Below are 25,970 nucleotides of genomic sequence, written 5' to 3' on the forward strand. Positions count from 1 at the left end.
AATTGGTTTATTTTAGGTTGAAACTAATAAGCTCACTTAGAAGATCCCCGGGGATATTAATAAATTACGAATATAATTTGTTTTGCTAATAATACATAAAAGACACAACAATACAGTTTTGTATTATTGTGTCTTTTATGTATTATTCATTTTCTAAATTCTTAAAAGTATCACTATTACAGCAAATACCACAACTACATCTAGTATCACCAAATTGTAGAGAATAAGCTTGTGAAAGTTCGATATTTGATTTAACTACTCCTTTAGCGAAATCCTCATTACTTTGTGATACCATTGCTAGAGCATTGGCTTTTTCTTGGGTATTTATTATGGCACCAGCAGGAACATATCTATTAGCAGGAATTCTTACCCCATCTGTAACAACAGCTGCCAAATCAATGTAACAGCTATCTTCCACAATAGAATTAAAAACAATAGCGTTAAATCCAACAAAAGTATTATTTCCAATAATACATGGACCATGAACTAAAGCTCCATGAGCAATACTAACTTCATTTCCTATATAAATAGAATATTCTTTTTTATTTACAGAGACTTTCATGTTTTTCAACCCATGTAATATTACTCCATCTTGAATATTAGTTTTAGTTCCAATATAAAATGGTGTTCCTTCATCCGCTCTAAGAGTTGTATTACATCCAATTAATACTTTTGCGTCGATTCTTATATCGCCTATAATGCTCGCGAAAGGGCCTATGAAAGCAGTTTTATCAATACTGGGATACATACTAATAGGATTAAAAGACGTAGGTGGATTACTACTAACAAAATATGAATATACATTAGTTTGGCCTACAGGATTATATCTAACAATTTTATATTTACTCATAATATTTCTCCTAAATATTTGATACTATATTATACGTATCCTTTAGAATAATTGTGATAAAGTATTTTATGATGTAATTAGATATATTTATTTTAACCAAATAAAAAACACTAAGTTAAACTGAGGCCACTGAAAAACTATATAAAAAAATCGTCATCTAATTAAAGATGGCGATTTTTTTATATAAAAGACTAAAAAACAAAAAGGAATTTTAAAAGATATGTCGAATTAGTATAGTAGAATAAAATAAAAGGGGCTAAACTATTATGCTAAAAGGACAATTGGAAATAAAAATAAATACATACCATAGCTTATATTCGTTAATTATTCCGAAAGATAACATTTTAAAGCAAATTAATGACCTTGTTGACTTTTCATTTGTTTATGACGAATTGATGATTAACTATAGTTCATCTATGGGTAGAGGTGCTATTAACCCCATAATGCTATTTAAATATTTACTTTTGAAAGTAATATATGAATTGTCTGATGAAGATGTTGTTGAAAGAACTCTTTATGACATGTCCTTTAAATATTTTCTAAATTTAGCCCCAGAAGAAACAAATTTAATAAACTCAAGTACACTAACTAAATTTAGAAAGCTTCGCCTTAAAGACATGAATTTATTGGATTTATTAATAAACAAGACTGTAGAACTTGCTATAAAAGAGGGAGTTTTAAAAAGTAAAGCAATAATAGTTGATGCTACGCATACCAAGTCACGTTATAACCAAAAGTCAGCAAGCGAGGAATTATTGAAACGTGCAAAAAACTTAAGAAAAACATTGTACGGAGTACATCCTGGTATTAAAGAAGAGTTACCTAATAAAGTTACAACTGGAGTACTTGAAGATATTCTTGAGTACTGCAAATTATTAATTGATACCATAAACGAGAAGCCAGAAACTGCAGCAAATCCAGCTGTGAAAACTAAATTAAACTACTTAATTGAAGCTATTAATGATGACTTAGAAAATCTAAAAATATCAAAAGATGAGGATGCAAAAGTGGGGCATAAAACTGAGGATAGTTCTTTTTTTGGATATAAATCACACCTTGCTATGAGTGAAGAACGTTTAATTACAGCAGCTGTTATTACAACTGGCGAAAAAAGTGATGGAAAGGAGCTCATAACCTTAATAGAAAAAAGCCGTGAGGCTGGTATAGATGTAAATGAAGTAATTGGAGATACAGCTTATTCTGAAAAGAAAAACCTAGAATATACAAAAGAAAATAAAATTGCATTAATTTCAAGACTAAATCCTGTAATTTCACAAGGAATGCGAAAAAAAGAAGATGAATTTGAGTTTAATAAAGATGCTGGTTTATTTGTATGTCCGGCAGGTCATATGGCTATTAAAAAAGCAAAACAGGGAAAGAAGAATGTTGGTAAAAATCAAGTGCTAACCTACTATTTTAATGTAGAAAAGTGTAAAAATTGTGTTCATAAAGATGGGTGTTATAAAGAAGGCGCTAAATCTAAAACTTATTCAGTTTCAATAAAGTCAAATACTCACAAAGATCAAATAGAGTTCGAAAAAAGTGAATATTTTAAAAAACGAGCTAGGGAACGTTATATGATAGAGGCTAAAAACAGTGAACTTAAGCACCAACATAGCTATGATGTAGCAATATCGTCAGGCTTAATTAGCATGCAAATGCAAGGTGCATTATCAATCTTCACTGTGAATCTAAAGAGAATAATTAAGTTGAAAAGCATGAAATAGGGCTTTTAAAACTTAATTATAAAATAAAAAGCATGAGATATCCAAAATATGGACATCTCATGCTTTTTCTATTCAAGCTTGAAAACTCTACTAAATAAAGAGTGCTTTTTTCAGCGGCCTCGTTAAACTTAGTGTTTTTTTCTTACCTGGCGACAACCTACTCTTCCACAAGGTCACCCCTGCAGTACCATCGGCGCATTGAAGCTTAACCTTCGTGTTCGGTATGGGAACGGGTGTTACCTTCATGCCATAATCACCAGATTGAGAATATAAATATTCTCTGAAAATTGCACAGTGAATTAGTCTTTTCGCTCACGCTCAAAGCCTCGCTTCTTTCTTACGAAAGAAGTATATCGCATTACTTTTAATTATTTATTTAGGTCAAGCCCTCGACTTATTAGTATTAGTCAGCTGAACATGTTACCATGCTTACACCTCTAACCTATCAACCTGGTGGTCTTCCAGGAGTCTTACTAACTTGTGTTAAAAACACGCATTATGGGAAATCTCATCTCAGGGTGGGCTTCACGCTTAGATGCTTTCAGCGTTTATCCCTTCCAAACATAGCTACCCAGCGATGCCACTGGCGTGACAACTGGTGCACCAGAGGTTTGTCCATCCCGGTCCTCTCGTACTAAGGACAGCTCCCTTCAAATTTCCTACGCCCGCGACGGATAGGGACCGAACTGTCTCACGACGTTCTGAACCCAGCTCGCGTGCCGCTTTAATGGGCGAACAGCCCAACCCTTGGGACCTACTTCAGCCCCAGGATGCGACGAGCCGACATCGAGGTGCCAAACCTCCCCGTCGATGTGGACTCTTGGGGGAGATCAGCCTGTTATCCCCGAGGTAGCTTTTATCCGTTGAGCGATGGCCCTCCCACGAGGTACCACCGGATCACTAAGCCCGACTTTCGTCCCTGCTCCACTTGTAAGTGTCGCAGTCAGGCTCCCTTCTGCCTTTGCACTCTTCGCGCGATTTCCAACCGCGCTGAGGGAACCTTTGGGCGCCTCCGTTACTTTTTTGGAGGCGACCGCCCCAGTCAAACTGCCCACCTAACAATGTCCTGTGACCAGATTCATGGCCTCCAGTTAGAACCTCAGTACTGTCAGGGTGGTATCCCAAGGATGACTCCACACAGGCTGACGCCCATGTTTCTCAGTCTCCCACCTATCCTGTACAGACAATACCGAAATTCAATGCTAAGCTACAGTAAAGCTCTACGGGGTCTTTCCGTCCAATCGCGGGTAGCAAGCATCTTCACTTGCACTACAATTTCGCCGGATGTGTTGTTGAGACAGTGCCCAAATCATTACGCCATTCGTGCGGGTCGGAACTTACCCGACAAGGAATTTCGCTACCTTAGGACCGTTATAGTTACGGCCGCCGTTTACTGGGGCTTAAGTTCATAGCCTCGCTTGCGCTAACTAATCCCCTTAACCTTCCAGCACCGGGCAGGCGTCAGCCCCTATACATCAGCTTTCGCTTTAGCAGAGACCTGTGTTTTTGCTAAACAGTTGCTTGGGCCTATTCTCTGCGACCTACTTTCGTAGGCACCCCTTCTCCCGAAGTTACGGGGTCAATTTGCCGAGTTCCTTAACAACAATTCTTCCGATGGTCTTAGGATTCTCTCCTCACCTACCTGTGTCGGTTTGCGGTACGGGCACCAATATCCTCGATAGAGACTTTTCTTGGCAGCGTGGAATCAGATACTTCAGGAATAAATTCCCTTCCCCATCACATCTCAGCGTTAAGAGCAAACGGATTTGCCTGCTTGCTCCGCCTAAATGCTTAGACACACATCCAATAGTGTGCACATCTTATCCTCCTGCGTCATCCCATTTCTAATAACGTCCATTGGTGGTATCGGAATATCAACCGATTGTCCATCACCTACGCCTTTCGGCCTCGGCTTAGGTCCCGACTAACCCTGAGAGGACGAGCCTTCCTCAGGAAACCTTAGGTTTTCGACCGTTAAGATTCTCACTTAACTCTCGCTACTCATGCCAACATTCTCACTTCTGTACCGTCCACCACTCCTTACGGTATGACTTCAGCCAGTACAGAAAGCTCCTCTACCGCGTACACAATTGTGTACACCCATAGCTTCGGTGGTAAGTTTTAGCCCCGGACATCTTCGGCGCAGGATCTCTTGACTAGTGAGCTATTACGCACTCTTTAAATGAGTGGCTGCTTCTGAGCCAACATCCTAGTTGTCTTAGAAATCCCACATCCTTTTCCACTTAACTTACACTTTGGGACCTTAGCTGATGGTCTGGGCTGTTTCCCTTTTGACTACGGATCTTATCATTCGCAGTCTGACTGCCGAAATAAAAGTATATGGCATTCGGAGTTTGATAGGGTTCAGTAACTGTTGTCAGCCCCTAGCCCATTCAGTGCTCTACCTCCATTACTCAATTAATCGACGCTAGCCCTAAAGCTATTTCGAGGAGAACCAGCTATCTCCGAGTTCGATTGGAATTTCTCCGCTATCCACAGCTCATCCCATGGTTTTTCAACACCAACGTGGTTCGGACCTCCACGGAATTTTACTTCCGCTTCATCCTGGCCATGGATAGGTCACCCGGTTTCGGGTCTACGACATGCAACTATGCGCCCTATTCAGACTTGGTTTCCCTTCGGCTCCGTACCTTAAGTACTTAACCTTGCTACATATCGTAACTCGTTGGCTCGTTCTACAAAAAGCACGCCGTCACACATATAAAGTGCTTCGACCGGTTGTAGGCACACGGTTTCAGGTTCTATTTCACTCCCCTTCCGGGGTTCTTTTCACCTTTCCCTCACGGTACTTCTTCACTATCGGTCACTAGGTAGTATTTAGCCTTGGGAGGTGGTCCTCCCAGCTTCCCACAAGGTTTCACGTGTCTCGTGGTACTCTGGATTAGATCTGACTGTTTTTCCTTTTCATTTACAGGCCTATTACCTTCTGCGGAGCAGCTTTCCAGCTATCTTCAATTAAGGAATTGCAGTATTTATGATCTATCCTCAACCCCCAGGTCAAAGACCTGGGTTTGGGCTCTTTCCCTTTCGCTCGCCGCTACTTAGGAAATCGATATTTCTTTCTCTTCCTCCGGGTACTTAGATGTTTCAGTTCCCCGGGTCTACCTCTGCATACCTATTTATTCAGTATGCAGTACATAGTTGTTACTATGTGGGTTCCCCCATTCGGAAATCTTTGGATCACAGGCTATTTGCGCCTACCCAAAGCTTATCGCAGCTTAACGCGTCCTTCTTCGGCTCCTAGTGCCAAGGCATTCGCCATGCGCCCTTTGTAGCTTGACCTTGATTCTGTCTATTTACATAGACGATTATATTAATTTTGCGAAATTGTATTAAATTAATTTATAAACTACTTGCGTAGTTTTAATTTTTTTAAAACAACTTTTTTCACTGTGCAATTTTCAAAGAACATTTTAAGAAAAACTATTCATTATCTAACTCCTAAGAGTTAGATAAAATTAGTCTCTCAAAATTAAACAGAGAACTAGGTACGATTAATTACAATAGATATTTTTGAAGAACAAATTAATATTCTTCTATTGCATCGACCGAAGTCAATACATCTACTCCCTAGAAAGGAGGTGATCCAGCCGCAGGTTCTCCTACGGCTACCTTGTTACGACTTCACCCCAATCATCAATCCCACCTTCGGCCGCTGGCTCCTTACGGTTACCTCACGGACTTCGGGTGTTACCAACTCTCATGGTGTGACGGGCGGTGTGTACAAGGCCCGGGAACGTATTCACCGCGACATGCTGATTCGCGATTACTAGCAACTCCGGCTTCATGTAGGCGAGTTGCAGCCTACAATCCGAACTGGGATGAGTTTTTGAGTTTGGCTCCACCTTGCGGTCTTGCATCTCTTTGTACTCACCATTGTAGCACGTGTGTAGCCCTAGACATAAGGGGCATGATGATTTGACGTCATCCCCACCTTCCTCCCGGTTAACCCGGGCAGTCTCACTAGAGTGCTCAACTTAATGGTAGCAACTAATGATAAGGGTTGCGCTCGTTGCGGGACTTAACCCAACATCTCACGACACGAGCTGACGACAACCATGCACCACCTGTCACCCTGTCCCGAAGGACTTCGCCCATCTCTGGGTTATGCAGGGGATGTCAAGTCTAGGTAAGGTTCTTCGCGTTGCTTCGAATTAAACCACATGCTCCGCTGCTTGTGCGGGCCCCCGTCAATTCCTTTGAGTTTTAATCTTGCGATCGTACTCCCCAGGCGGAATACTTAATGTGTTAACGGCGGCACCGAGGTTCGACCCCCGACACCTAGTATTCATCGTTTACGGCGTGGACTACCAGGGTATCTAATCCTGTTTGCTCCCCACGCTTTCATGCCTCAGCGTCAGTTACAGTCCAGTAAGTCGCCTTCGCCACTGGTGTTCTTCCTAATCTCTACGCATTTCACCGCTACACTAGGAATTCCACTTACCTCTCCTGCACTCTAGACACCCAGTTTCAAATGCAGCACCCAAGTTAAGCTCGGGTATTTCACATCTGACTTAAATGTCCGCCTACGCATCCTTTACGCCCAGTAAATCCGGACAACGCTTGCCACCTACGTATTACCGCGGCTGCTGGCACGTAGTTAGCCGTGGCTTCCTCCTCTGGTACCGTCATTATCGTCCCAGAAGACAGAACTTTACAACCCGAAGGCCTTCATCATTCACGCGGCGTTGCTGCGTCAGGGTTTCCCCCATTGCGCAATATTCCCCACTGCTGCCTCCCGTAGGAGTCTGGACCGTGTCTCAGTTCCAATGTGGCCGATCACCCTCTCAGGTCGGCTACGCATCGTCGCCTTGGTGAGCCGTTACCTCACCAACTAGCTAATGCGCCGCGGGTCCATCTCAAAGTGGAATTTTCTAAAAGAAAAATCCTTTGATGTTTCGATCATGCGACCAAAACATATTATGCGGTATTAATCTCCCTTTCGGGAGGCTATTCCCCTCTTTGAGGCAGGTTACCCACGTGTTACTCACCCGTCCGCCGCTAATCAACGTCTCCCGAAGGAGACGAATCATCGCTCGACTTGCATGTGTTAGGCACGCCGCCAGCGTTCGTCCTGAGCCAGGATCAAACTCTCAATTTAAAAGTTTACACTTTTTTAGTTGAAATGATTAATCTGCGACAACTGTTAAGTTGATTCGCAAGCTCATTACATACTTTTAGTCTTACGACTAAATTTTACTTTATACTAAAGTAATTAACTGGTTTAACGAAATATTATTTCGCTATCTTTACCTATTTCTCTGTTTAATTTTCAAAGACCAATTCGCTTTGTCATCATGTGACGACTTCTACTATATTACTAGGTATTTCTTGTTTTGTCAACAACTTTTTAAAACTTATTTTCATTTGAAAACATATTAAATAGTTATCAACAGTTAGCTTATCGTGCCACTCGTTTGTGACGACAAGGAGTATTCTATCACATAAATAAGAGCATAATTTCACAACATAGGTACTCTAGCTAGATTATACTCATATTACTACAAATTAGTCTAAATAATTCAATATTTCGCATCCTGATACGCATGGCTAAATGCTAGAACTACCTCTTTATCTACCATAAAAAAACTTACGTCATTTGTAGTACTAGCTAAAAAAACCACTACTCCTATTAGTAGTGGTTACATTAAGAAATATTTTTTCTAATCTTTAAAAGACATACTCCGTACAATTCTATCAAAGCCAATAATAGTGTTTTTAAAAATGCCTTCTGCTCTATCTTTATACTCTTCCGGATTAATCATTGAAGGGCTAAAATGCGTTAATAAAAGTTCTTGTACATCTCCACTTAAAGCAAGTTCTGCCGCCTCACTAAATGTCATATGTTTGTTCCTTATGGCTTTTTCAATATCATTTTCATTACCATAAGTACCTTCACAAATGAACAAGTCACTTCCTTTAATAAAAGTTGTTATTTTAGGAGTTGGCCTTGTATCTGTTATAAAACTAATCTTTATCCCTGTTCTTTCTTTTCCCATCACCATGCTTGGAAAATATGTTTTATCATGTTCATTTATAATCTCATTTTTTTGCAATCTACTCCAAAATCTCTTTGGTATTTCATTTTTAGCTGCACTTCCTACATCAAATTTTGGTTTTCTATTAAAATAGAGGCTATAACCCAAACAATTAGTTGAGTGCTCAAGTTCTAGTGTTGAAATTATTAAATCATTAAATTCTCCTACTGAAGTATTAATACATTTTAATGAAGCTTGTATTCTCACGGGTTCTTGAGGATTTTCTAAGATATTAAGTTCGTAAGGAAGGTAAGGTGCTGCAACCCTTAGCCCTTTCACAATATCAGTAATACCTTTAGGCCCAATTATAGTAATGGGATCAGTTCTACCACTGTTACCAATCGTTGCAAGAATACCTGGAAGTCCTACAATGTGGTCCGCATGTCCATGAGTTATACAAATCACATCTATCGACTTAAACCCCCAGCCAAGTATTTTCATGGATACCTGGGTACCTTCTCCGCAGTCAATAAGTATTTTTCTTCCTTTATAGTTTATGAGAAGTGAAGATAAATATCTTTCGGGAATTGGCATTCCCCCTCCACATCCTAGCAGTGCTAAATCAACCAATTAAATCACCTCATCTATTGTTTCAACATGAAAAATATGCAAAATTCTATGCTAAAGTCTCCAAGTTGAATCCTATTATTCCTCTTTACAACTTAATAAGAATATCAATTTCGAACTTAAAATCCACAAAAAATATAGGGTATTCCTTATATAATTATATACTATCATAGTCTTCTCATATTCACGAACCTTCATCCAAACTCTTTTATTCTAAACTTATTTAGAGGTGCTATATATGAAGGAATTAATAAAAGTTGTAAGAACCATTATGAAAAATAATAAGAAAATTTATCAAGAAAGGTGTTCATATATAATACAAAAACACATCCAAGCTGTAGAATTACAAAACTACAATTGGATGTGTTTTTGTGGTATTGAATAACCAAATACAGATGTTCAATACCCCGAGGAAACTATAGGAGACTTTCCTTCTGAAATGTCGTTAAACTTCTTTAACTATCTCATCGTAGCCTCTTCTATATGCCCTTGGATAAAGTGTCTTACTTTCATCTAAGTATCCAAGTGAGATTAGCATTACTACTGTCTTATTCTCATCAAGTCCAAATTCCTTTCTCACACCCTCAAAATCCATGCCACTCATTGGATGAGAATCTACTCCAAGGTTCTTAGCTGCATACATTATAGACATTGCTAGAAGTCCTGCATTACTCTCAGCGAACTTTAATTTATTTTCCTCTGATGTACCATATAAACTATGTGCAAACCCTTGTGTACCTGCTAATTTTTCTTTATCACCACCAAATAGCTTTAACATATCCTTCCATGTAGGATTTGTTTCATCATATCCAGTTTTATTACCTACAATTATTAGGGTCACTGGAGCCTCTAATATCTTAGGCTGACTACTTGAAAGTTTATACAATTTCTCTTTAGCTTCTTTAGATTTCACTGCTATAATTTCCCAAGGTTGAAGGTTAAATGCTGATGGAGCTAATACCGCAAGATTAATTATATCCTTTAGTGTTCCCTCTTCAAGACCTTTATTTACATCAAAAAAATTGATAGCTCTTCTATTTTTAAAAACTTCTTTTAAATTCATTTAAATACACTCCTTAATTTCCTTTTTTAAGATTATTCGTTACTAATAATTATTACTTAATTTATATTATTATACCGATAGTTTACTGATTATGTCAAGCATATATTGAAATTATTAATTTCTTTAATACTAAAAAATCGTTGAAATTTGATATTATGCTCGCATTCTATTCATATATCCTTTGAGTCCATAAAAAGTACCTATAGCTATTTCGCTATAGGTACCAGTTTATTTAATCTACTTAGGCATCTTTGACTTGTTATTTTGTTTCGGGAGCCTTAAATATATTCAATACTGAGCTAAGTGATTCACGGAGATTATCATCCCTTAGCATAGTCATAGCTGAATCAATTACTACACGGGTATCATATTGGCCCTTGTAAATAGGAGTAACCTCTTTATCTAATTTGAGAAGAGAATAAACTGCTGTTTGTGCTGATCTAACCGAGTAATCAACTGTAAAAACAACATCGTCAGGCATTTCACAGAACTGTCCAATAAATGCCAAATTAGTTGATCCTTTTGGTACAACCGCAGGCCTATCTCCCATTGATCTAGGTAAAAATTGACTTGTTATAAAAGGCATTATACATGGTATACATGTAGATGTTTTAAGAATTAAAGGCATTTCTTCTTTCAAAGCAAGATGGCAACATAATTCTGTTAATATCTCTTCACCAGTACATTCAGACATCTTTTTTTGCACATAGTTACCTTTTTTATTTGGAGACAAGCAATAGCCCCAACATATATTAACATTTTCAGGTTGATTATTATAATATGGTTGATGAGGTAAAACAACTGACATAAGCCAATTGGAGTCCTTGAAAGTAAATACAGAATTTTCATTAAAACTCTCCATTAATCTGAAAAATGTTGGATCTCTAAAAGTAACTGTGAATGATTCCCATAGCGATTCATCTATATGATCATCAAAAACGGATGGCTTACCAAACTCAGGTCTATTTTTCGCTATATTTTCCCAAAGTTTCCACGAGCCTCCTAAGCTCTTAGCTTCAACCTTAGGTACAGTTGACATTGATCCAAGGCTTGATCCTGCCGTCATAGATCCAATGGTTGCAAGAACATAGTCCCCGTTTTCAATGTGAATACTTTTTGGTTTTCCATTACTAGTATAATGAATACGTTCTACAGTTTTTTCATTTTCAGAAGTTTTAAAATCTAGATTAGTGACTTCACAATTCATTTCAAAGTGGACGCCTTGTTCTTTTAGCCATTTAACTATTGGCAAAACCATAGAATCATATTGATTGTACGGCGTGCGACGGACACCAGATAAAGTGTTAATACGAGGCAACTCATGAATAAATCTATGAAGATATCTCTTAAATTCTACTGCACTATGCCATGGTTGAAACGCAAAAGTTGTGCACCACATAAACCAAAATTTACTTTTGAAAAATGAATCTCCAAAACAATCTTTTACCCTACTTGTTCCAAGTGATTCCTCAGATTGAGCCATAATTTTAATTAAATCCAATCTATTCTGTTGATTAAATCCAAGAGAAGATACATCAATTACCTCTTTATTTTCACCAACTAATCTAGCTTTAGCGCTGGACTTAAATTTCTTATTGAATTCAACAAATTCATCATATAATGTTTTTTCTGAATCAGTTAATGACGGAATGCTTGATAAAAGATCAAAAGTGGCGGTGTAGGCTTCTTCATCGAACATTCTTCCACCACGATAGACATACCCATTTTCAGCTGAACCTTGGGCATCTAGACTACCACCTGTTATATTAGACTCTTCAAATATTGATATATTCTTTCCAGAAACATGTCCATCTCTAATAAAATAAACAGCACTAGCAAGGGATGCAATTCCACCTCCAACAAGATAAGCTTTTATTTTATAATTATCACCATTAGAAAATTCATTTATATTTTTATAGTTTTGTTCCATTTTCGCCTCCTATTTTTTGGTTTATTCACTAATCCTTTATCATATACTGTATTAAAATCACTTAACGCCTCTTATTACATTCATAGATGGACTTCCACCTTCAAACATGTTTTTTACTCTCAGACCTATAAGTGGATTTAACTCTTCATGTGTTAAGATATAAAATTTTTCTTCTTCAATTGCCTTGAATATAGTTGCCCCAATTGTGTCAATTGGTATACCGCCTTTGATAACCTTATGTTTCTTTTGCTCTTCTTCTTTATATAAATCACTTTGATAATAAGGCTGGCTCATATCATTTTTATAAATATTTGGTCTGTGCCTCTCACAATTATCAAGGTCTGTTTGAATAAATCCTGGACAGAATACTGACATTTTTATTTTGTCCGTTTCGCATTGAAGATCTAAGTAGGTAGATTCAGAAAGACCAACCGCTGCAAATTTCGAAGTATGGTAAGCTGACATTCCATTCAAATCCAAAAGCCCAGCTACAGAAGAAGTATTAACAATATGGCACTCAGTATCCTGTTTTAACATTATTGGAATGAACACTTTTTCGCCATGGATAATGCCCCAGACATTAGCTTTCATAACCCATTCCCAATCATTTAAAGATAGTAACCAAGCTGGCCCTGCAACTACGACTCCTGCATTATTAAACAATAAATCTATGTGTTGAAATTTTTCAAGGGCAATCTTCGCTAGCATCTCCATGTCCTCAAATTTCATGACATCCATTTCAACAGCTAATACTTCAGCTCCCTCTGCCTTAAGTTGTTCTTCCGCTCTTTTTAAGTCCCTTCCATCAATATCTGCTATAACTATTTTAATCTCTCTTCGTGCACATTCCTTAGCTATTGCAAATCCTATTCCATTTGCAGCCCCTGTAATAACTGCTACCTTACCTTTAAACTCTTTCATAATATAACTCCTCCTTTTTATACTGTTTTATAGAGTATCTTCCCACCAATCCCATTTTGAATTTGAATATGGTAAATACGCAATTGGATCTACTTCTGCCAAAACTTTACCCCTTAAAAGTACTGAAGTTCCTACAGTGTAAGTGCAACCTAGCATCTTTACAACTTCTAATTCTGCCCAAGGGTCATGTGGTGAGTCTTTCAGATTCATCTCAAATTCTCCAGTTTTAAACACTTTATTATCCATAGTTGCACCTTGCTCTATAAGTAGTGGGCTTAAGTCGAATCCACTGCCATCTGGTGACTTAGAATATTTGAAATTAAATATAGGTAATCCCTCTCCATAATTATCAGCAATTATTTTCTGTCCATCTTCAGCATTACATTTTCCATTAAGATTTGCTTTTACACTAAAGAAGTTTATTCCATTTCGAGATACACTTCCGTAAACAGAGTCTCCATCTTTCTTAAGTTCGATTTCTGCCATCTTCTTTGGAAAACCATAAATTTCTCTGCCAAGCCCCATAGCCATGCCATCACTTATAGGCATTGAAAGACAATACATTCCAATTCGACCATTAAAATCTGCTGGTATAAATAAAGCTGCTTCCTTGTATGGAGGGCAAAAATTTGTTCTAGGATAATTAGCTACAAAAGCATGTACCAAAGGTACTTTTAGAGGCTTTAGAGGTGCTGGAAGTATACGTGCAATAATCTCAGGCTTTGTTTCCCAATAAGCTGTGAGCATCTGAGCATCGTAAAAAGTTGTAGGTTTACTAATATATTTTTTAATATCATTTGGATTTTTTACAAAACTATTCATTAATGATACCTCCCTATATTTTATATTTCAGGTTTATTTTACTAATATTATATCATCGCCATCCTTTCTTTAAACTTATATTTTTATAGAAGAATTCTACATTTATAATATAACGCTAATAAAAAAGGTGTTAAACAATCAATTTCCTTAATTTGTATGAAAAACATACACTGTACTCAAAGTGTATGTTTTTTGGCATTAGCGGAAACTAAAAGTTAATTATTCCTTGCTTTATTAAGAAAAATAGCTATAATAGAACTAATTTAATTTTTAAATTACATATATTAATTAATTTGGAGGTATGCATTAATGAAAGATTCAACAAAACATTCCGTGATTATAGGTTTTGCACTATTTGCAATGTTTTTCGGTGCAGGAAACCTAATTTTTCCACCATTCTTAGGAAAAACTGCAGGAAGCGCATTTTTTGCATCCATAATAGGATTTCTCATTACAGGCGTTGGTCTTCCACTAACTGGAGTAATTGCCTGTGCCAAAATTAATGGTACTTACGACAAAATGGCCAATAGAGTAGGTGAAAAATTTGCTATAATAACTGGTGTAGCTTTAATTCTTGTTATCGGTCCGTTATTTGCAATTCCAAGAACCGCTGCATCAACTTTCGAGCTTGGAATACATCCAATATTTCCATCTGTGCCACAAAACATAGTAGTTATATTGTATTTTGCAATAACACTTGCCTTTGTGCTTAAACCTTCTTCAATAATTGATAATATAGGTAAAATACTTACCCCCGCACTTTTATTAATGCTAGCTATAATTATATTTAAAGGAATAATAGATCCTATTGGACCAGTTGTAGCTACATCTTATAAAGGTGGATTCTCAAAAGCTTTAATAGAAGGTTATCAAACAATGGATGCTATGGCTTCTGTTATATTTGCAGGAATAATTATTTCATCTGTTAGAGCAAAAGGTTATAAAAATACAAAAGATATAATGAATATGACTATAAAATCAGCACTAGTTGCTGTAGCGGGTTTAACCTTTGTATATGCTGGACTTATGTATCTCGGAACACAAACAAGTACTTTGTTCCCCGCAGATATATCTAGAACTAAGCTAGTTACAGAGCTTGTTAAGTTAGACCTAGGTAGCGTTGGTGCAGTTATTCTTAGTTTATGTGTTGCTCTTGCATGCTTAACAACCGCTATAGGGTTACTCGCAAGTGGAGCAACATTCTTTGCTAATCTTTCAAATAATAAAGTATCTTACAAGACTGCTGCTGTTATTATGGCTGTAGTAAGTGGATTAATAGCTACGAAAGACGTTGATAGTATAATTACATTGGCAGGGCCTGTTTTACAAATTTTATATCCAATTGTAATTGTTCTAATAGTTATTACATTGCTTGGAGATATTGTGAAGAGTAATACGGCTGTTGCTATAACTACATACACAGCGCTAATTATAAGTATTTTAGATACTATAAATAGTATCTACGCAAATAGCATTGGATTTATTAAATTTATTCCTCTATCAAGTGTTGGATTCTCATGGCTTATACCTGCTTTAATAGCTTTTGTAATTTCTAATATTTTAATAAAACCAAAAGAAGTTATAAATGAAGATGAAGCTGATTCAATTCTTGAGGGTGAGATAATGTAACACTGTTGATTAAGAATTAATATGGTTACATAGAGAAAATTTATTTTCTCTAAAGTGGGCTCCATCAAATATACAAGCTGTAAATCAGCTTCTATCAGAAAAGGTATAGCAAAATTAAATCTTGCTATACCTTTTTTTCATTTTATATTACCGTTACTCCACTTTGAATTACAACTGTGCACTAAACCCCAATTAATGATTTGTATACTTCCTTGCCTTCATTAGGAAGAGCGAATAGTTAATTTTATTACCTTCTATAATTTTTTCACCATAAAAAAATGAATTCGATTCTATGTCGTTAAACCCAGCACTAAGTGAACTACTCACCACCTAATAGGTGGGAGCTTCTTGGTCAATATTCCCAACGGAATAAGTTTATCCAAGCTAATAAGACAATTCCTGCCTCTCTAGTCAATATATCTTTTATTACATTGCTAGTTTTAATAAATTTTTACTTGCATTTATGTCTCTGTCCATTATCATTCCACATACTGGACATATATAAGTTCTGCAAGATAAATCTTTTGTTTGGCTTGATTTATTACCACATTTAGAACATAATTGACTACTTGCATACCTTACTGGTGCTATTATTATTTCTCTACCATACCATTCAGCCTTATATTCTAACATTCTTCTAAATTCAAACCAACTAACATCGGCTATACTCTTAGCCAATTTATGATTTTTTATCATATTACTTACTTTTAAGTCCTCAATAACTATAACTTGGTTTTCGTTAATTAATTGAGTGCTCACTTTGTGAAGAAAATCTTTTCTTTGATTAGCTATTTTCTCATGGATTTTAGCAACTTTCAATCTTGATTTTATTCTATTATTACTACCCTTTTGTTTCCTTGATAAGTTTTTTTGAAGTTCAGCTAATCTCTTTTCTGATTTTTTTAAGTGTTTAGGATTATGAAAAAGATTTCCATCACTTGTTATAGCAACTTCTTTGATACCTAAGTCTATGCCTATTTTAGTATCTATTTTAGATAACTGAATATTTTCAGCATCAACTAATATTGATATAAAATACTTACCACTTGATACTTGTGATACTGTACATGATTTAATTAATCCAGTGAATTCTCTATGTTGTTTAATATTAATCATAGATTTTAATTTAGGAATTTTTATTTTATTATCTTTAATAAATACTGTTCCATTTGGAATACTTTTACTTATTTGATTGTTAGTTGTATAGGCTTTATTATTGTTTCTTTTACTTTTGAACTTAGGAAATCCAATTGAGTTATCCCTAAAGAAATTAGCATAAGCTCTCTGCAAATTCATTTGAGCATTTGCTAACGCTAAACTGTCAACTTCTTTTAACCATTCAAATTCTTTTTTATATTTTGCAGGTGTTGGAAGTTTTTGTTTCTTTAGTTCCTCTTTGTTATCTTTATATTGCTCATATATAAGTTTTCTTTCTGCCAACATTTGATTATAAACAAATCTAGTGCATCCAAATGTTTTAGCTAAATATACTTGTTGCTCGTTATTTGGATATAGTCTGAATTTATATGCTTTTAACATTTTCTCACCTCATTTCATGCCTTGATTTTCGATATATTTTCTAACTATATCTATTGGATCACCACCAGTTGTTATAAGACAATAACTTCTACTCCAAAAATACTCTTTCCATAATTGGTTTCTTATTGATGGGAACTCTTTTTTTATAAGCCTACTACTAGCACTTTTATAAGCATTTAGAAATTTTGATATATCTGTATTCGGTGAGCCTCTAAATAGAAGATGTATATGGTCTTCATCATGATTCCATTCACCTAAATTCATATTATATTTTGGACATATATATTCAAATATTTCTTTTAGCCTATTTGATATTTCATCATTTATTACTTTACGTCTATACTTTATAACCAATACTAAATGATAATTAAGCAAGAATACTGAATGATTATTAGTATCTAAAATCAATGTGTCACACCCTTTGTATATTTACTACTGATTATAGATTACGTTATTTGTTGACTATCGTCAAGGGCTATTCATCTCCCACCTAAGAGGTGGGAGAATTCCGCCCGTTCTGTTAAATCAGTTTTATCACCATTCACCTTTATCATAATTCCATCTACTATTTCTATAGTCACATTCCCTATAGTATACTCTTTCACTTTATCTTTCTTAGCATCCTTGTCTTTATCTATTTTTTTAATTTTAACATCCTTCTCTTTAGCTACCTTCTTTAGTATTTTATATACCTCAAGTTCTAAGCTGCTTCCTACTTTTAGCTCCTGGGTGTTTTCTACGTTTTTCAGGAGATATAAAGTTGTGTAAGTTATAAGTCTAGTTCCTGTTTGAATTGGAACTATGTTGTCTACTTTTTTTATAGATTCTAAGTTAATTCTTATGTATATATCATTTTCAGTACCAGCTCTTACTTTAATCTCAGTACAATCTTTTCGCTTATATTCTATGCATTCTTTTATCTTGCCAAAATATTTTACTCCACCCTCTTCTTTAAATTTTTTTTTATTGATAGGATGCTAAATACTCAACCGAATCTCTAACCTCTTTTAGTTTCACTATTGGAATATTATAAAAGAGATTTTCTTTATACTCTTATAAAAGACATGCTCTTTAAACTTCTCTTCATCTCCATAAGGAAACATAACATAAGCCCCAAAGGTATCATATTTAAATTGAACCTCGTTATTAAGTTTTGATACTATCGCATCCCTATATCTATGCATTACATTTATATCATCCTCAACTGGACCTATATTTATTCTATACTTAGCATCGAATATATAAATTCTATTGTCATCTTTATTATTTAAATTCCTAATATTAAGTACAGTATCTGGTCTTTGATTAGTTGTTGGAGACGACTATGACTTGTTATACCATAGCTCTAACCTATTCTTTTTATTAGAATAAATCATCTTAGCCTGCGAGTCCTGGGATAATGTTAGATAGAACCCATTGTCCTTATACTTTAATATTCCATATTCCTCAACCTGATAACCTAAATCACTGAGGATATGATGTATTTTCATATAACACCACATCTCGTATAATACATATAGTTCTTTAGGAGTCATCTGGTAAATTCCATCTCCTAAAGCTAGCCCCTTACTTAGCATAATATATTTTTTATAAACTTCTCTATAACCGGGTGCCATTTGAAAAACTAAACTCATAGTCTTTTTGCCTGTAAGATTGCTAACATTACTAAATCCATTTTTTATATGTTTTTCTAATATAGATAACTACTGAAAATCCATATAATTGTATGGGTTTTTATTTTTCATCTTAAAATTTTCAATTTGATCTTCCCATACTGTTATAAATGTAGTATACTTTATAGGTTGAACAAAGGAGGGTCATATTGTGAATAAAACTATATGTGAATTATTTGCTGGTGTAGGTGGCTTTAGAGTGGGCTTTGAAAATGCCTGCGAAGACTGGATTACTGTGTGGGCAAACCAATGGGAACCAAATAAAAAAACTCAACATGCCTTTGAATGTTATAAATCTCACTTCGAAGAACAAGGTGGAATTAATGAATATAGCAACACTGATATTTCTGAGGTTCCAACTGCCATGATACCTGAACATTCCGTTCTTGTAGGCGGATTTCCCTGTCAAGATTACTCAGTTGCCTCTACTGGCGCTTTAGGCATTCATGGCAAAAAAGGTGTTCTCTGGTGGGAAATTGAAAGAATACTAAAAGAAAAAACGCCTCCATTTGTTTTACTTGAAAATGTTGATAGGCTTTTAAAATCGCCAACTTCTCAACGTGGTCGTGATTTTGGTATAATACTCGCTTGCTTAAATAATTTAGGATATTATGTTGAGTGGAGAGTAATAAATGCTGCTGAATACGGATTACAACAGCGTAGAAGACGTACTTTTATATTTGCAGCTCATAAAAGCACTAAATATTATCTTGAAATAAAAACAGATGTTAAATCTATATTGCAGTCTGAGGGCTTCTTTAGCTCAACATTTAATGTTGGTGATTTTACTGAAGGAGAAATTTCTCATACAGAGATGAATTGTTTATATCCTTTAGATATTTTAGATGTATCTAATAATTTTGAGTTTGAGTTTAGAAACTCAGGTGTTTGCTTTGGTGGTAAAATATTCACAGTTCAAACTACACCAAATAAATTAATAAAAGATCCACCTCTAACATTATTTAATTTACTTGAAAAATCAGTTGATGAAAAATACTCTCTTTCAGAAGACGATTTTGAAAAATGGAACTTCATGAAAGGTGCAAAAGCGATAGAAAGAACCTCTAAAACAGGGCATAAATATATTTTTAGAGAGGGTGCTTTATCCTTCCCTGATTCTATTGATAAGCCTGCAAGAACTATGCTTACTAGCGAAGCAAGCAAAAATCGTAGTACCCATGTTGTAGCAGATTTAACTACTAAAAAATTACGTCTGTTAACGCCTATTGAATGTGAAAGAATTAATGGATTCCCTGATGATTGGACCAATACAGGCATGACTCATTCATTTAGATATTTCTGTATGGGTAACGCTTTAGTTGTTAATATAGTTACCTTAATGGCTAAAACTCTGCATAATATTATAGAAAAAGAAGACTAGAGTTTAATTTCTAGCCTTCTTTTTCTATTTGTTCTTTTATATAACTTGCATTTAGCCAAAAACATTTTTTTCTTTCATATGTGCCTTGAGGAGTTAACATAACATCATTACTATCTTTTCCTTTTGGTCTTATATGTGCAATTTTCTTATCACTTATTTTAATAAAACTGTTATATTCTCCTGCTGATATTTTATCTACAGTATTTTCCCATACATAGTGCATACTCCCTTCTAAATCTGCTATTGGCATATTCCAAAACATAACCTTATCTACTACTATTTCATCTAAACTTAATTCTGATTGTTTCTCAAAGTTTCTTGTGGCTTTAAATATAATCCATAAATGCTTTTTATTCTCGAATTTATCTCTTATAGATGATTCTTCCCATGTTTCAGCATTAATATCACAGTAATCTATTTGCTCAAATGACATAGATTCCTTAGGCATTCCACTCGGTTTAAGAAGTATTGTTTTAACTTCAATATTAGCCTTTTTGAATTCTTCTAAGTTACCTAATTTGTCGCCAAAAGTTTTTTTACAAATATCATCTACAATTAGCTTATTAAAACTTTTAGCTTTTCTTTCTCTTGTAATATCATATTTAGTAATAATTTTTGCTAGCGAATATTCTTGTAACTCTTTAAATAAATTAAGTATAACTTCATCAAAAGATATACCTTTAAATGTAGCACTTATAGCTTTTTCCTTTTCTTTTGTAAAATATACTTCCCTTTGTAAAAGTTCTTCTATAATAGAATCAGCATATGATCTTTTTAATGAAAATGCTCTTTGCGGTGCTAATACTACTGAAAATGGCTGATGTCTTTTACTTTTTGCTGCTGTACTCCCCTTAGTACATGCTCCTAAGTACATTGTATCTCCCTCAGAAATTTCATGAGCCTTTCCATCATTAATTTTATTGACAATTGTTTCCCAATCTTTTTTAATTACTATAAAATCTTCTTCTGAAGGACTCCAAACATTAATTATCTTAAATATTAATTTCTCAATAGGTTTGTCCTTTTCATTAAGGTAAAACATAAGTAATAATTGTCCACATTTTTCAAATAATGAATTACTATCCCATTTTTCTTTATGAATCTCCATAAAATTTATTATTGATAAAACAATTCTTTCCTTAGCTGAAAGGCCTTGTTTCTCCCTTAAATAACCAGATTTTTCTTTATGTTTTATCTCCTTTAATGGTACAACCTTAAGTTCTATCCCCGCTTCTTTAAAATCAGCTTCCTTTCTAGAATTAACCTTATATCCAAAATACTCTTCTTCTACAACTTGTCCTAATCTCCCCTTTGATGCTTTATTATTGAATCTATGAATAAAATTAGCACCTAAAACATTGGATAAGTTTTTATCTAATAATAATCTTGCATACTCCTCAATAGATTCTTTATTACTTTCATTGTAAGCCATTGTAACACCTCTACCTTATATTTTTCTAATATATAAATACATATTTTTTTAAAATAATTTAGTATCGCCTGATACTTTAATATTTTCTTACTGTAAACAAAATCAAATACTATATAATTTCAACAAATTATTTTAAATAATTCTACTAATGTCTAATTTACTTATAATATTTAAGATTTTTATTAAAGATTATAATTATTACTATATAGAAGGTAACACTATATTGGAATGAAACGACTTGATTCCTATTATACTTCATTTTTTTATTATTTAAGTAATTATAACATTTAATCCCAAAATTCTCAAAAATTTTAGAATTTAGCCATAATAAAAAGCACTCAACCAAAAATCGAATGCCCTTTACTATGCTTAAAATCCACTGCTTATTATTTACAATTACATTTAATTACTTTAGTATTTATCATCAAAAACTCCACTACGTAAGCAACCCTTTACTACATTCACATAAGTATCTCATCCTAGATGCTTTATGCATAAAATAAATCTTATGTTTTATGCCAAGCACTATGACCCCTATAAGATTTGGTTATACTTAGTTTAATATGAGCGAAGTGAATTTACCATTACCTCTAGCGAAACAACTCACCAAATATCAAATACAAATCCTCATCAGAAGTAGTAACCCGTTCCAACTCATTATTACTAATTGCATCCAACATTATTTTTTCTTTCTCCATTAACCTATTATATACTAATTCATCTATTGAAAATTCTTTTCCATCATATTGAAACAAATCTTGCATATAGTAGTATTGTGTATACTGATTTTCTGGCAACCCTAATCTATGAATACGATCTTTAGATTGAAGTAAATGCACTAAATTATAACTATACTCAAAATACACCGCATCATGACAAGCAGAATGCAACGATACTGATTCTGCAAGTGTGTGCGGATTTGTAATTAAAACTTCAAAATTTCCTTTTTTAAATCTATTAATAATGGAAATTCTATCATTTAATTCTATTTCACCATATATGCATTGCGTTTTAATTCCGCAATCTTCCAAAAGCAATTGCATACGTCTTATAGAATCCTTAAATATACACCATGTAATTACTTTTTTACCCTGTGCAACAAGTTTTTTTATCTGTTTAATACAAGACCTCATCTTTGAGGTTACTTTAATAGAATTTATCAACCTTTCAACCTCTGCTGAATAATCAACAAAATCGATATCATCAATATCATTCGTTATATCCAATATATTTTCAAATTCACTTATATCTAAAGACTGTAGTAGCATTTTAGGATTTGACTCAAGCTGTAATAATCGGATGAGTAATACCAACCTATTTTTTCGATATTTGGATATAATTATTTCGAATAACTTTTGTTCTTCTTTAGTAGTTTGTATTATAAGCAATTCATCCGGATTAGCCTGTGGAACCATTAACTCCTGCTTTGTCGTTCTGCAAAAAAAAGGCTGAATCTTTTCATTAATCATCTTTCGTTCTAAATCAGATGGATTCTTTAACATCTGTATAGGAAATCCAAAGAATTCCCTATACTCATCATTATATAAAATATGCAACATATTATATAAATCTGTATATGAATTAGGAATTGGTGTGCCCGTCATAACAACCGTATATGTTGAATCCTTTGAAATTTCTAATGCATGTCCTGCATACGTTCCCGGATTTTCTCCCTCTACTCTTTTTACTTTATGCACTTCATCAAATACTAATAAAGTACTATCATCAATCAGTTCAGTAATTTCATTTTTATAAGTGCCTAAAGATTCATAATTAAACAAAATCAAATTGACGTTTCCAGTATCATATGTTAATGCACGTTTCTTATCAGCAGTATTTTTATAAATCATATTGTGAATATTAAATACTTTTAATTTTTCCTTGCCTTCAAAACAAATATTAAACTCATCAATCCAAGAACCAAATGCATTCTTAGGACCAATCATTACTATTCTTTTAACTAACCCTTTTGACTTTAAAAAGGCATATAACCCTAAAACAGATGATGTTTTTCCAGAACCTGGTACAGAGAAATTACTAGACTTGTTCATAGCAAACATAAAGAACGAATCCCATAACTGTTTTTCGCGTAATTTTCTAGTCATATTTTCATTTACTATCCTACAGTACTCTTCAAATCGACTTCTTAATTTTTCATCCTGTCGCTTTATTTCTACCCCTAAATTTGCTCTCTTATCAATGTATAAATTTCTTGCCTCAATATAATCCAATAGCCTCTTTGTTGCAAAGTATCTTACACCTATTGAGTCTGCTTTATTCTTTATAATCCTATGAATATTTTGATAATCAATGTAAGACAGTGTCTCTTTAAAAAACATACACTTCCCGTTAAAGCTATCAATGTGTCGCTTCAATTTAAGTTTATAAAATGCACTTTTAGTTATCCAATCATCGTCTTCCATATTTATTCTCAATATAAGACGATTAACATAATCTAAAATGACGCAATTTTGTTGCAATAATGTTTTCTCAACTAATATTTCACCTTTATTATGTCTTAATATCTCCTTCATAATTACATCCTCTGCCTCTAAAACAATGATTTCATCATGTTCATTGTTCCACAATTTATTAAATTCAGCTATGCTTTTTGTTATTATTTTTTCATAAAACCCATAAGAATCCAATATCCAACTACAAGTAACAGTAAATCCTTCATAATTATTATGAAGAGCTGCTGCCGTTTCGTTGTTTGATCCCCTAAAGCAAACTACATCTTCATTTTCATCATAAAAAATTCCACATTTATCATGAAACATACCTAGCTTTACAAATGCAATTTTAATTTCGACTATTCCTATTGATATTAAATAAGCCAAATTTGATATATTTTTTTCTTCTTCTAACGATAATTTCTCGTTTAAATTATCCAGTATGCTACTTTTTATATTTTCTTTAAGTTTATATCCTTGCTTGATTATTTCATAATCTTCAACAGTTATTTCTTCTGAAATAATAAGCCTATACTTATGCCCTTGTCTTACAAAACATTCAAGTCCTCTTGCATATAATGCCAATGTTTTTGCTGAAAAATACGCACTAATTCTATCAAATTTAACTGCACTTTTAAACATTGGATTATAAAATTCTTCAACCAAGTCATAATCATATGATGAATAAATTGGATTTAAAGATAGATTTCTAAACATTAGTTGCAAGTCTTATTACATCTAATAATTCTTGTAAATTATCAAGTTGTGTTGTAATTGCAGATATTTGTTCTTCGTTAAGTTTACTAAAAATATTAGTATCTATTGTTTCCAATGAATCTCCTACTTTTTCTAATGTATACAACGGTCTATTTCTATTTTCTGAAGATTTTGCCTTTTCCACTGCCTTTTCGAGCGATCTCTTAAGTTTTTCCTTGGTATCTACATCACTTCTGAAAACTTCATTAATTACCTTATTTGTTACCTTTCCGACATCCGGTAGCTTGTCTATAACCTTTTCAGCGATTTCCATCTGTTCCCCTAAATATTCACTTAAATATTTTGAACTAGCAATTGTCTTAATTTTACGAATAAATCTTGTCATATCCCCAAGAGGTTTAATTAAAAAATTGGTAAATACAGCACTCTTGACCTCATCCTTTTCATCTTTGCCTTTAACTTTCTTTAAAATTCCGTGTAATTCAACTAAAGGACCATTTAAATCCATATCCCTTGCTATATAAAATTGTTTCGGTGCATTAATCATTTCTAGGAATTCAACTAAAAGCATTGCTAATTCAACCTGCTTTATTAATGCTTCCTCAGTTACATTTGTATACCTAGCATATTCTTTTTGTGTTAAAAGTTCATTCTCTATAATATCATTATAAATGCCGACAAGCCTATCAATAGGGTTATAGTCTACTTTGCTTTCTTCTCCATGTTGAATCATAAGTTCCAGCATTTTGATTTGCTTAGCATTGTTTTTAAGATTCATTTGAAGAATTACTGTTTCAAAATAGTTAAATCTTGCATCATCCTTTGCTAGATTACCTAAACAAGTAACTCTTCTATTCCCATCAATAATTCTTCCATCTAAAAGAACAACTCCCGGTTCACGTTGATATACTAGCCCAATATTGGCTTGTGTCTTTTTAATAGCATCTGGATTACTTTTACATATAAACTCTTGAATGATATCATTGTATGCTTTTATATCAGACATATCCAATTCAGTAACATTATTATCGGCCTTATATTGACTAATCCATGTAGCAATACGATCATTTTGATTATTAAAAAATAGATAATCTAATTTCACCTTATATACTGGATAATTCTCCGTAATTCCATCAATTATAAGTTTTCTAGATAAATCTGTTTTTATAACGAATCCTTTTTCAATTCCTTCACTTATTAAATTCAT

The 25,970-nt window shown here is 34.1% G+C and carries 15 protein-coding genes, 3 rRNA genes and 1 pseudogene; 4 read left to right on the forward strand and 15 right to left on the reverse strand.

Features of this window, described 5'->3' with window-relative positions; genetic code table 11:
* Nucleotides 1–142 precede the first annotated feature (142 nt).
* Nucleotides 143–850: an LbetaH domain-containing protein gene (locus tag ACWJJT_RS04385; protein ID WP_462956183.1), complete on the reverse strand. Its 708-nt coding sequence runs from the start codon at nucleotides 848–850 to the stop codon at nucleotides 143–145.
* Between the two features lie 266 nt (nucleotides 851–1,116).
* On the opposite strand from ACWJJT_RS04385, the gene ACWJJT_RS04390 reads away from it, so the two are divergent.
* Complete coding sequence (locus tag ACWJJT_RS04390) at nucleotides 1,117–2,577, forward strand: IS1182 family transposase (protein ID WP_268064022.1); 1,461 nt, start codon at nucleotides 1,117–1,119, stop codon at nucleotides 2,575–2,577.
* Between the two features lie 144 nt (nucleotides 2,578–2,721).
* Here ACWJJT_RS04390 and rrf read toward each other — a convergent pair.
* The 4 genes from rrf to ACWJJT_RS04410 form a co-directional block, all read right to left on the reverse strand.
* Nucleotides 2,722–2,838: ribosomal RNA gene (gene rrf, locus ACWJJT_RS04395) — 5S ribosomal RNA — on the reverse strand.
* Nucleotides 2,839–2,954: 116 nt separating this feature from the next.
* A 23S ribosomal RNA gene (locus ACWJJT_RS04400) occupies nucleotides 2,955–5,880 on the reverse strand.
* A 292-nt stretch (nucleotides 5,881–6,172) separates the two neighbouring features.
* Nucleotides 6,173–7,699 (reverse strand): 16S ribosomal RNA (locus tag ACWJJT_RS04405).
* Together the 16S, 23S and 5S rRNA genes form the textbook arrangement of a ribosomal RNA operon.
* 562 nt (nucleotides 7,700–8,261) lie before the next feature.
* Nucleotides 8,262–9,206: a ribonuclease Z gene (locus ACWJJT_RS04410; protein WP_462953955.1), complete on the reverse strand. Its 945-nt coding sequence runs from the start codon at nucleotides 9,204–9,206 to the stop codon at nucleotides 8,262–8,264.
* Between the two features lie 235 nt (nucleotides 9,207–9,441).
* Between ACWJJT_RS04410 and ACWJJT_RS04415 the strand changes: the two genes are divergently transcribed.
* Nucleotides 9,442–9,588 carry a hypothetical protein gene (locus tag ACWJJT_RS04415; protein WP_462953956.1) on the forward strand — a complete coding sequence of 49 codons (147 nt, stop codon included), beginning with the start codon at nucleotides 9,442–9,444 and terminating at the stop codon, nucleotides 9,586–9,588.
* 60 nt (nucleotides 9,589–9,648) lie between these two features.
* On the opposite strand, the gene ACWJJT_RS04420 is transcribed toward ACWJJT_RS04415, so the two are convergent.
* The 4 genes from ACWJJT_RS04420 to ACWJJT_RS04435 all read right to left on the reverse strand — a co-directional run bounded on the left by ACWJJT_RS04420 (nucleotide 9,649) and on the right by ACWJJT_RS04435 (nucleotide 13,939).
* Nucleotides 9,649–10,266: a nitroreductase family protein gene (locus tag ACWJJT_RS04420; RefSeq protein ID WP_220287451.1), complete on the reverse strand. Its 618-nt coding sequence runs from the start codon at nucleotides 10,264–10,266 to the stop codon at nucleotides 9,649–9,651.
* Nucleotides 10,267–10,525: 259 nt separating this feature from the next.
* Complete coding sequence (locus ACWJJT_RS04425; RefSeq protein WP_462953957.1) at nucleotides 10,526–12,196, reverse strand: oleate hydratase; 1,671 nt, start codon at nucleotides 12,194–12,196, stop codon at nucleotides 10,526–10,528.
* A 57-nt stretch (nucleotides 12,197–12,253) separates the two neighbouring features.
* Nucleotides 12,254–13,117, reverse strand: a complete 864-nt coding sequence (locus tag ACWJJT_RS04430) for an SDR family NAD(P)-dependent oxidoreductase (RefSeq protein WP_220287455.1) — start codon at nucleotides 13,115–13,117, stop codon at nucleotides 12,254–12,256.
* Nucleotides 13,118–13,144: 27 nt separating this feature from the next.
* Nucleotides 13,145–13,939 (reverse strand): acetoacetate decarboxylase family protein, encoded by a 795-nt coding sequence (locus ACWJJT_RS04435; RefSeq protein WP_216304089.1) that lies wholly within the window; start codon nucleotides 13,937–13,939, stop codon nucleotides 13,145–13,147.
* Between the two features lie 309 nt (nucleotides 13,940–14,248).
* On the opposite strand from ACWJJT_RS04435, the gene brnQ reads away from it, so the two are divergent.
* Nucleotides 14,249–15,568, forward strand: coding sequence for a branched-chain amino acid transport system II carrier protein (brnQ, locus tag ACWJJT_RS04440; protein ID WP_462956184.1), 1,320 nt, complete (start codon nucleotides 14,249–14,251; stop codon nucleotides 15,566–15,568).
* Between the two features lie 426 nt (nucleotides 15,569–15,994).
* Here brnQ and tnpB read toward each other — a convergent pair whose 3' ends face one another.
* The 3 genes and pseudogenes from tnpB to ACWJJT_RS04455 form a co-directional block, all read right to left on the reverse strand.
* Nucleotides 15,995–17,107, reverse strand: coding sequence for an IS200/IS605 family element RNA-guided endonuclease TnpB (tnpB, locus tag ACWJJT_RS04445; RefSeq protein WP_462956185.1), 1,113 nt, complete (start codon nucleotides 17,105–17,107; stop codon nucleotides 15,995–15,997).
* A gap of 9 nt (nucleotides 17,108–17,116) precedes the next feature.
* On the reverse strand, nucleotides 17,117–17,515 hold the full coding sequence (tnpA, locus tag ACWJJT_RS04450; RefSeq protein WP_220287461.1) for an IS200/IS605 family transposase: 399 nt from the start codon (nucleotides 17,513–17,515) through the stop codon (nucleotides 17,117–17,119).
* Between the two features lie 608 nt (nucleotides 17,516–18,123).
* Nucleotides 18,124–18,804 (reverse strand): annotated as a pseudogene (locus ACWJJT_RS04455) (DUF2357 domain-containing protein).
* Nucleotides 18,805–18,931: 127 nt separating this feature from the next.
* On the opposite strand from ACWJJT_RS04455, the gene dcm reads away from it, so the two are divergent.
* Complete coding sequence (dcm, locus tag ACWJJT_RS04460) at nucleotides 18,932–20,161, forward strand: DNA (cytosine-5-)-methyltransferase (RefSeq protein WP_220287466.1); 1,230 nt, start codon at nucleotides 18,932–18,934, stop codon at nucleotides 20,159–20,161.
* Between the two features lie 10 nt (nucleotides 20,162–20,171).
* Here the strand turns inward: dcm and ACWJJT_RS04465 are convergent, their stop codons facing one another.
* The 3 genes from ACWJJT_RS04465 to ACWJJT_RS04475 all read right to left on the reverse strand — a co-directional run bounded on the left by ACWJJT_RS04465 (nucleotide 20,172) and on the right by ACWJJT_RS04475 (nucleotide 25,970).
* Nucleotides 20,172–21,593 (reverse strand): Sau3AI family type II restriction endonuclease, encoded by a 1,422-nt coding sequence (locus ACWJJT_RS04465; RefSeq protein ID WP_220287468.1) that lies wholly within the window; start codon nucleotides 21,591–21,593, stop codon nucleotides 20,172–20,174.
* A gap of 590 nt (nucleotides 21,594–22,183) precedes the next feature.
* A complete protein-coding gene (locus ACWJJT_RS04470) occupies nucleotides 22,184–24,763 on the reverse strand; it encodes an SNF2-related protein (protein WP_220287470.1) in 2,580 nt (859 codons plus the stop codon).
* Complete coding sequence (locus tag ACWJJT_RS04475) at nucleotides 24,756–25,970, reverse strand: hypothetical protein (protein ID WP_216304098.1); 1,215 nt, start codon at nucleotides 25,968–25,970, stop codon at nucleotides 24,756–24,758. The genes ACWJJT_RS04470 and ACWJJT_RS04475 overlap by 8 nt, the downstream gene beginning before the upstream one ends.

The organism is Clostridium sp. CM041, assembly GCF_055081035.1.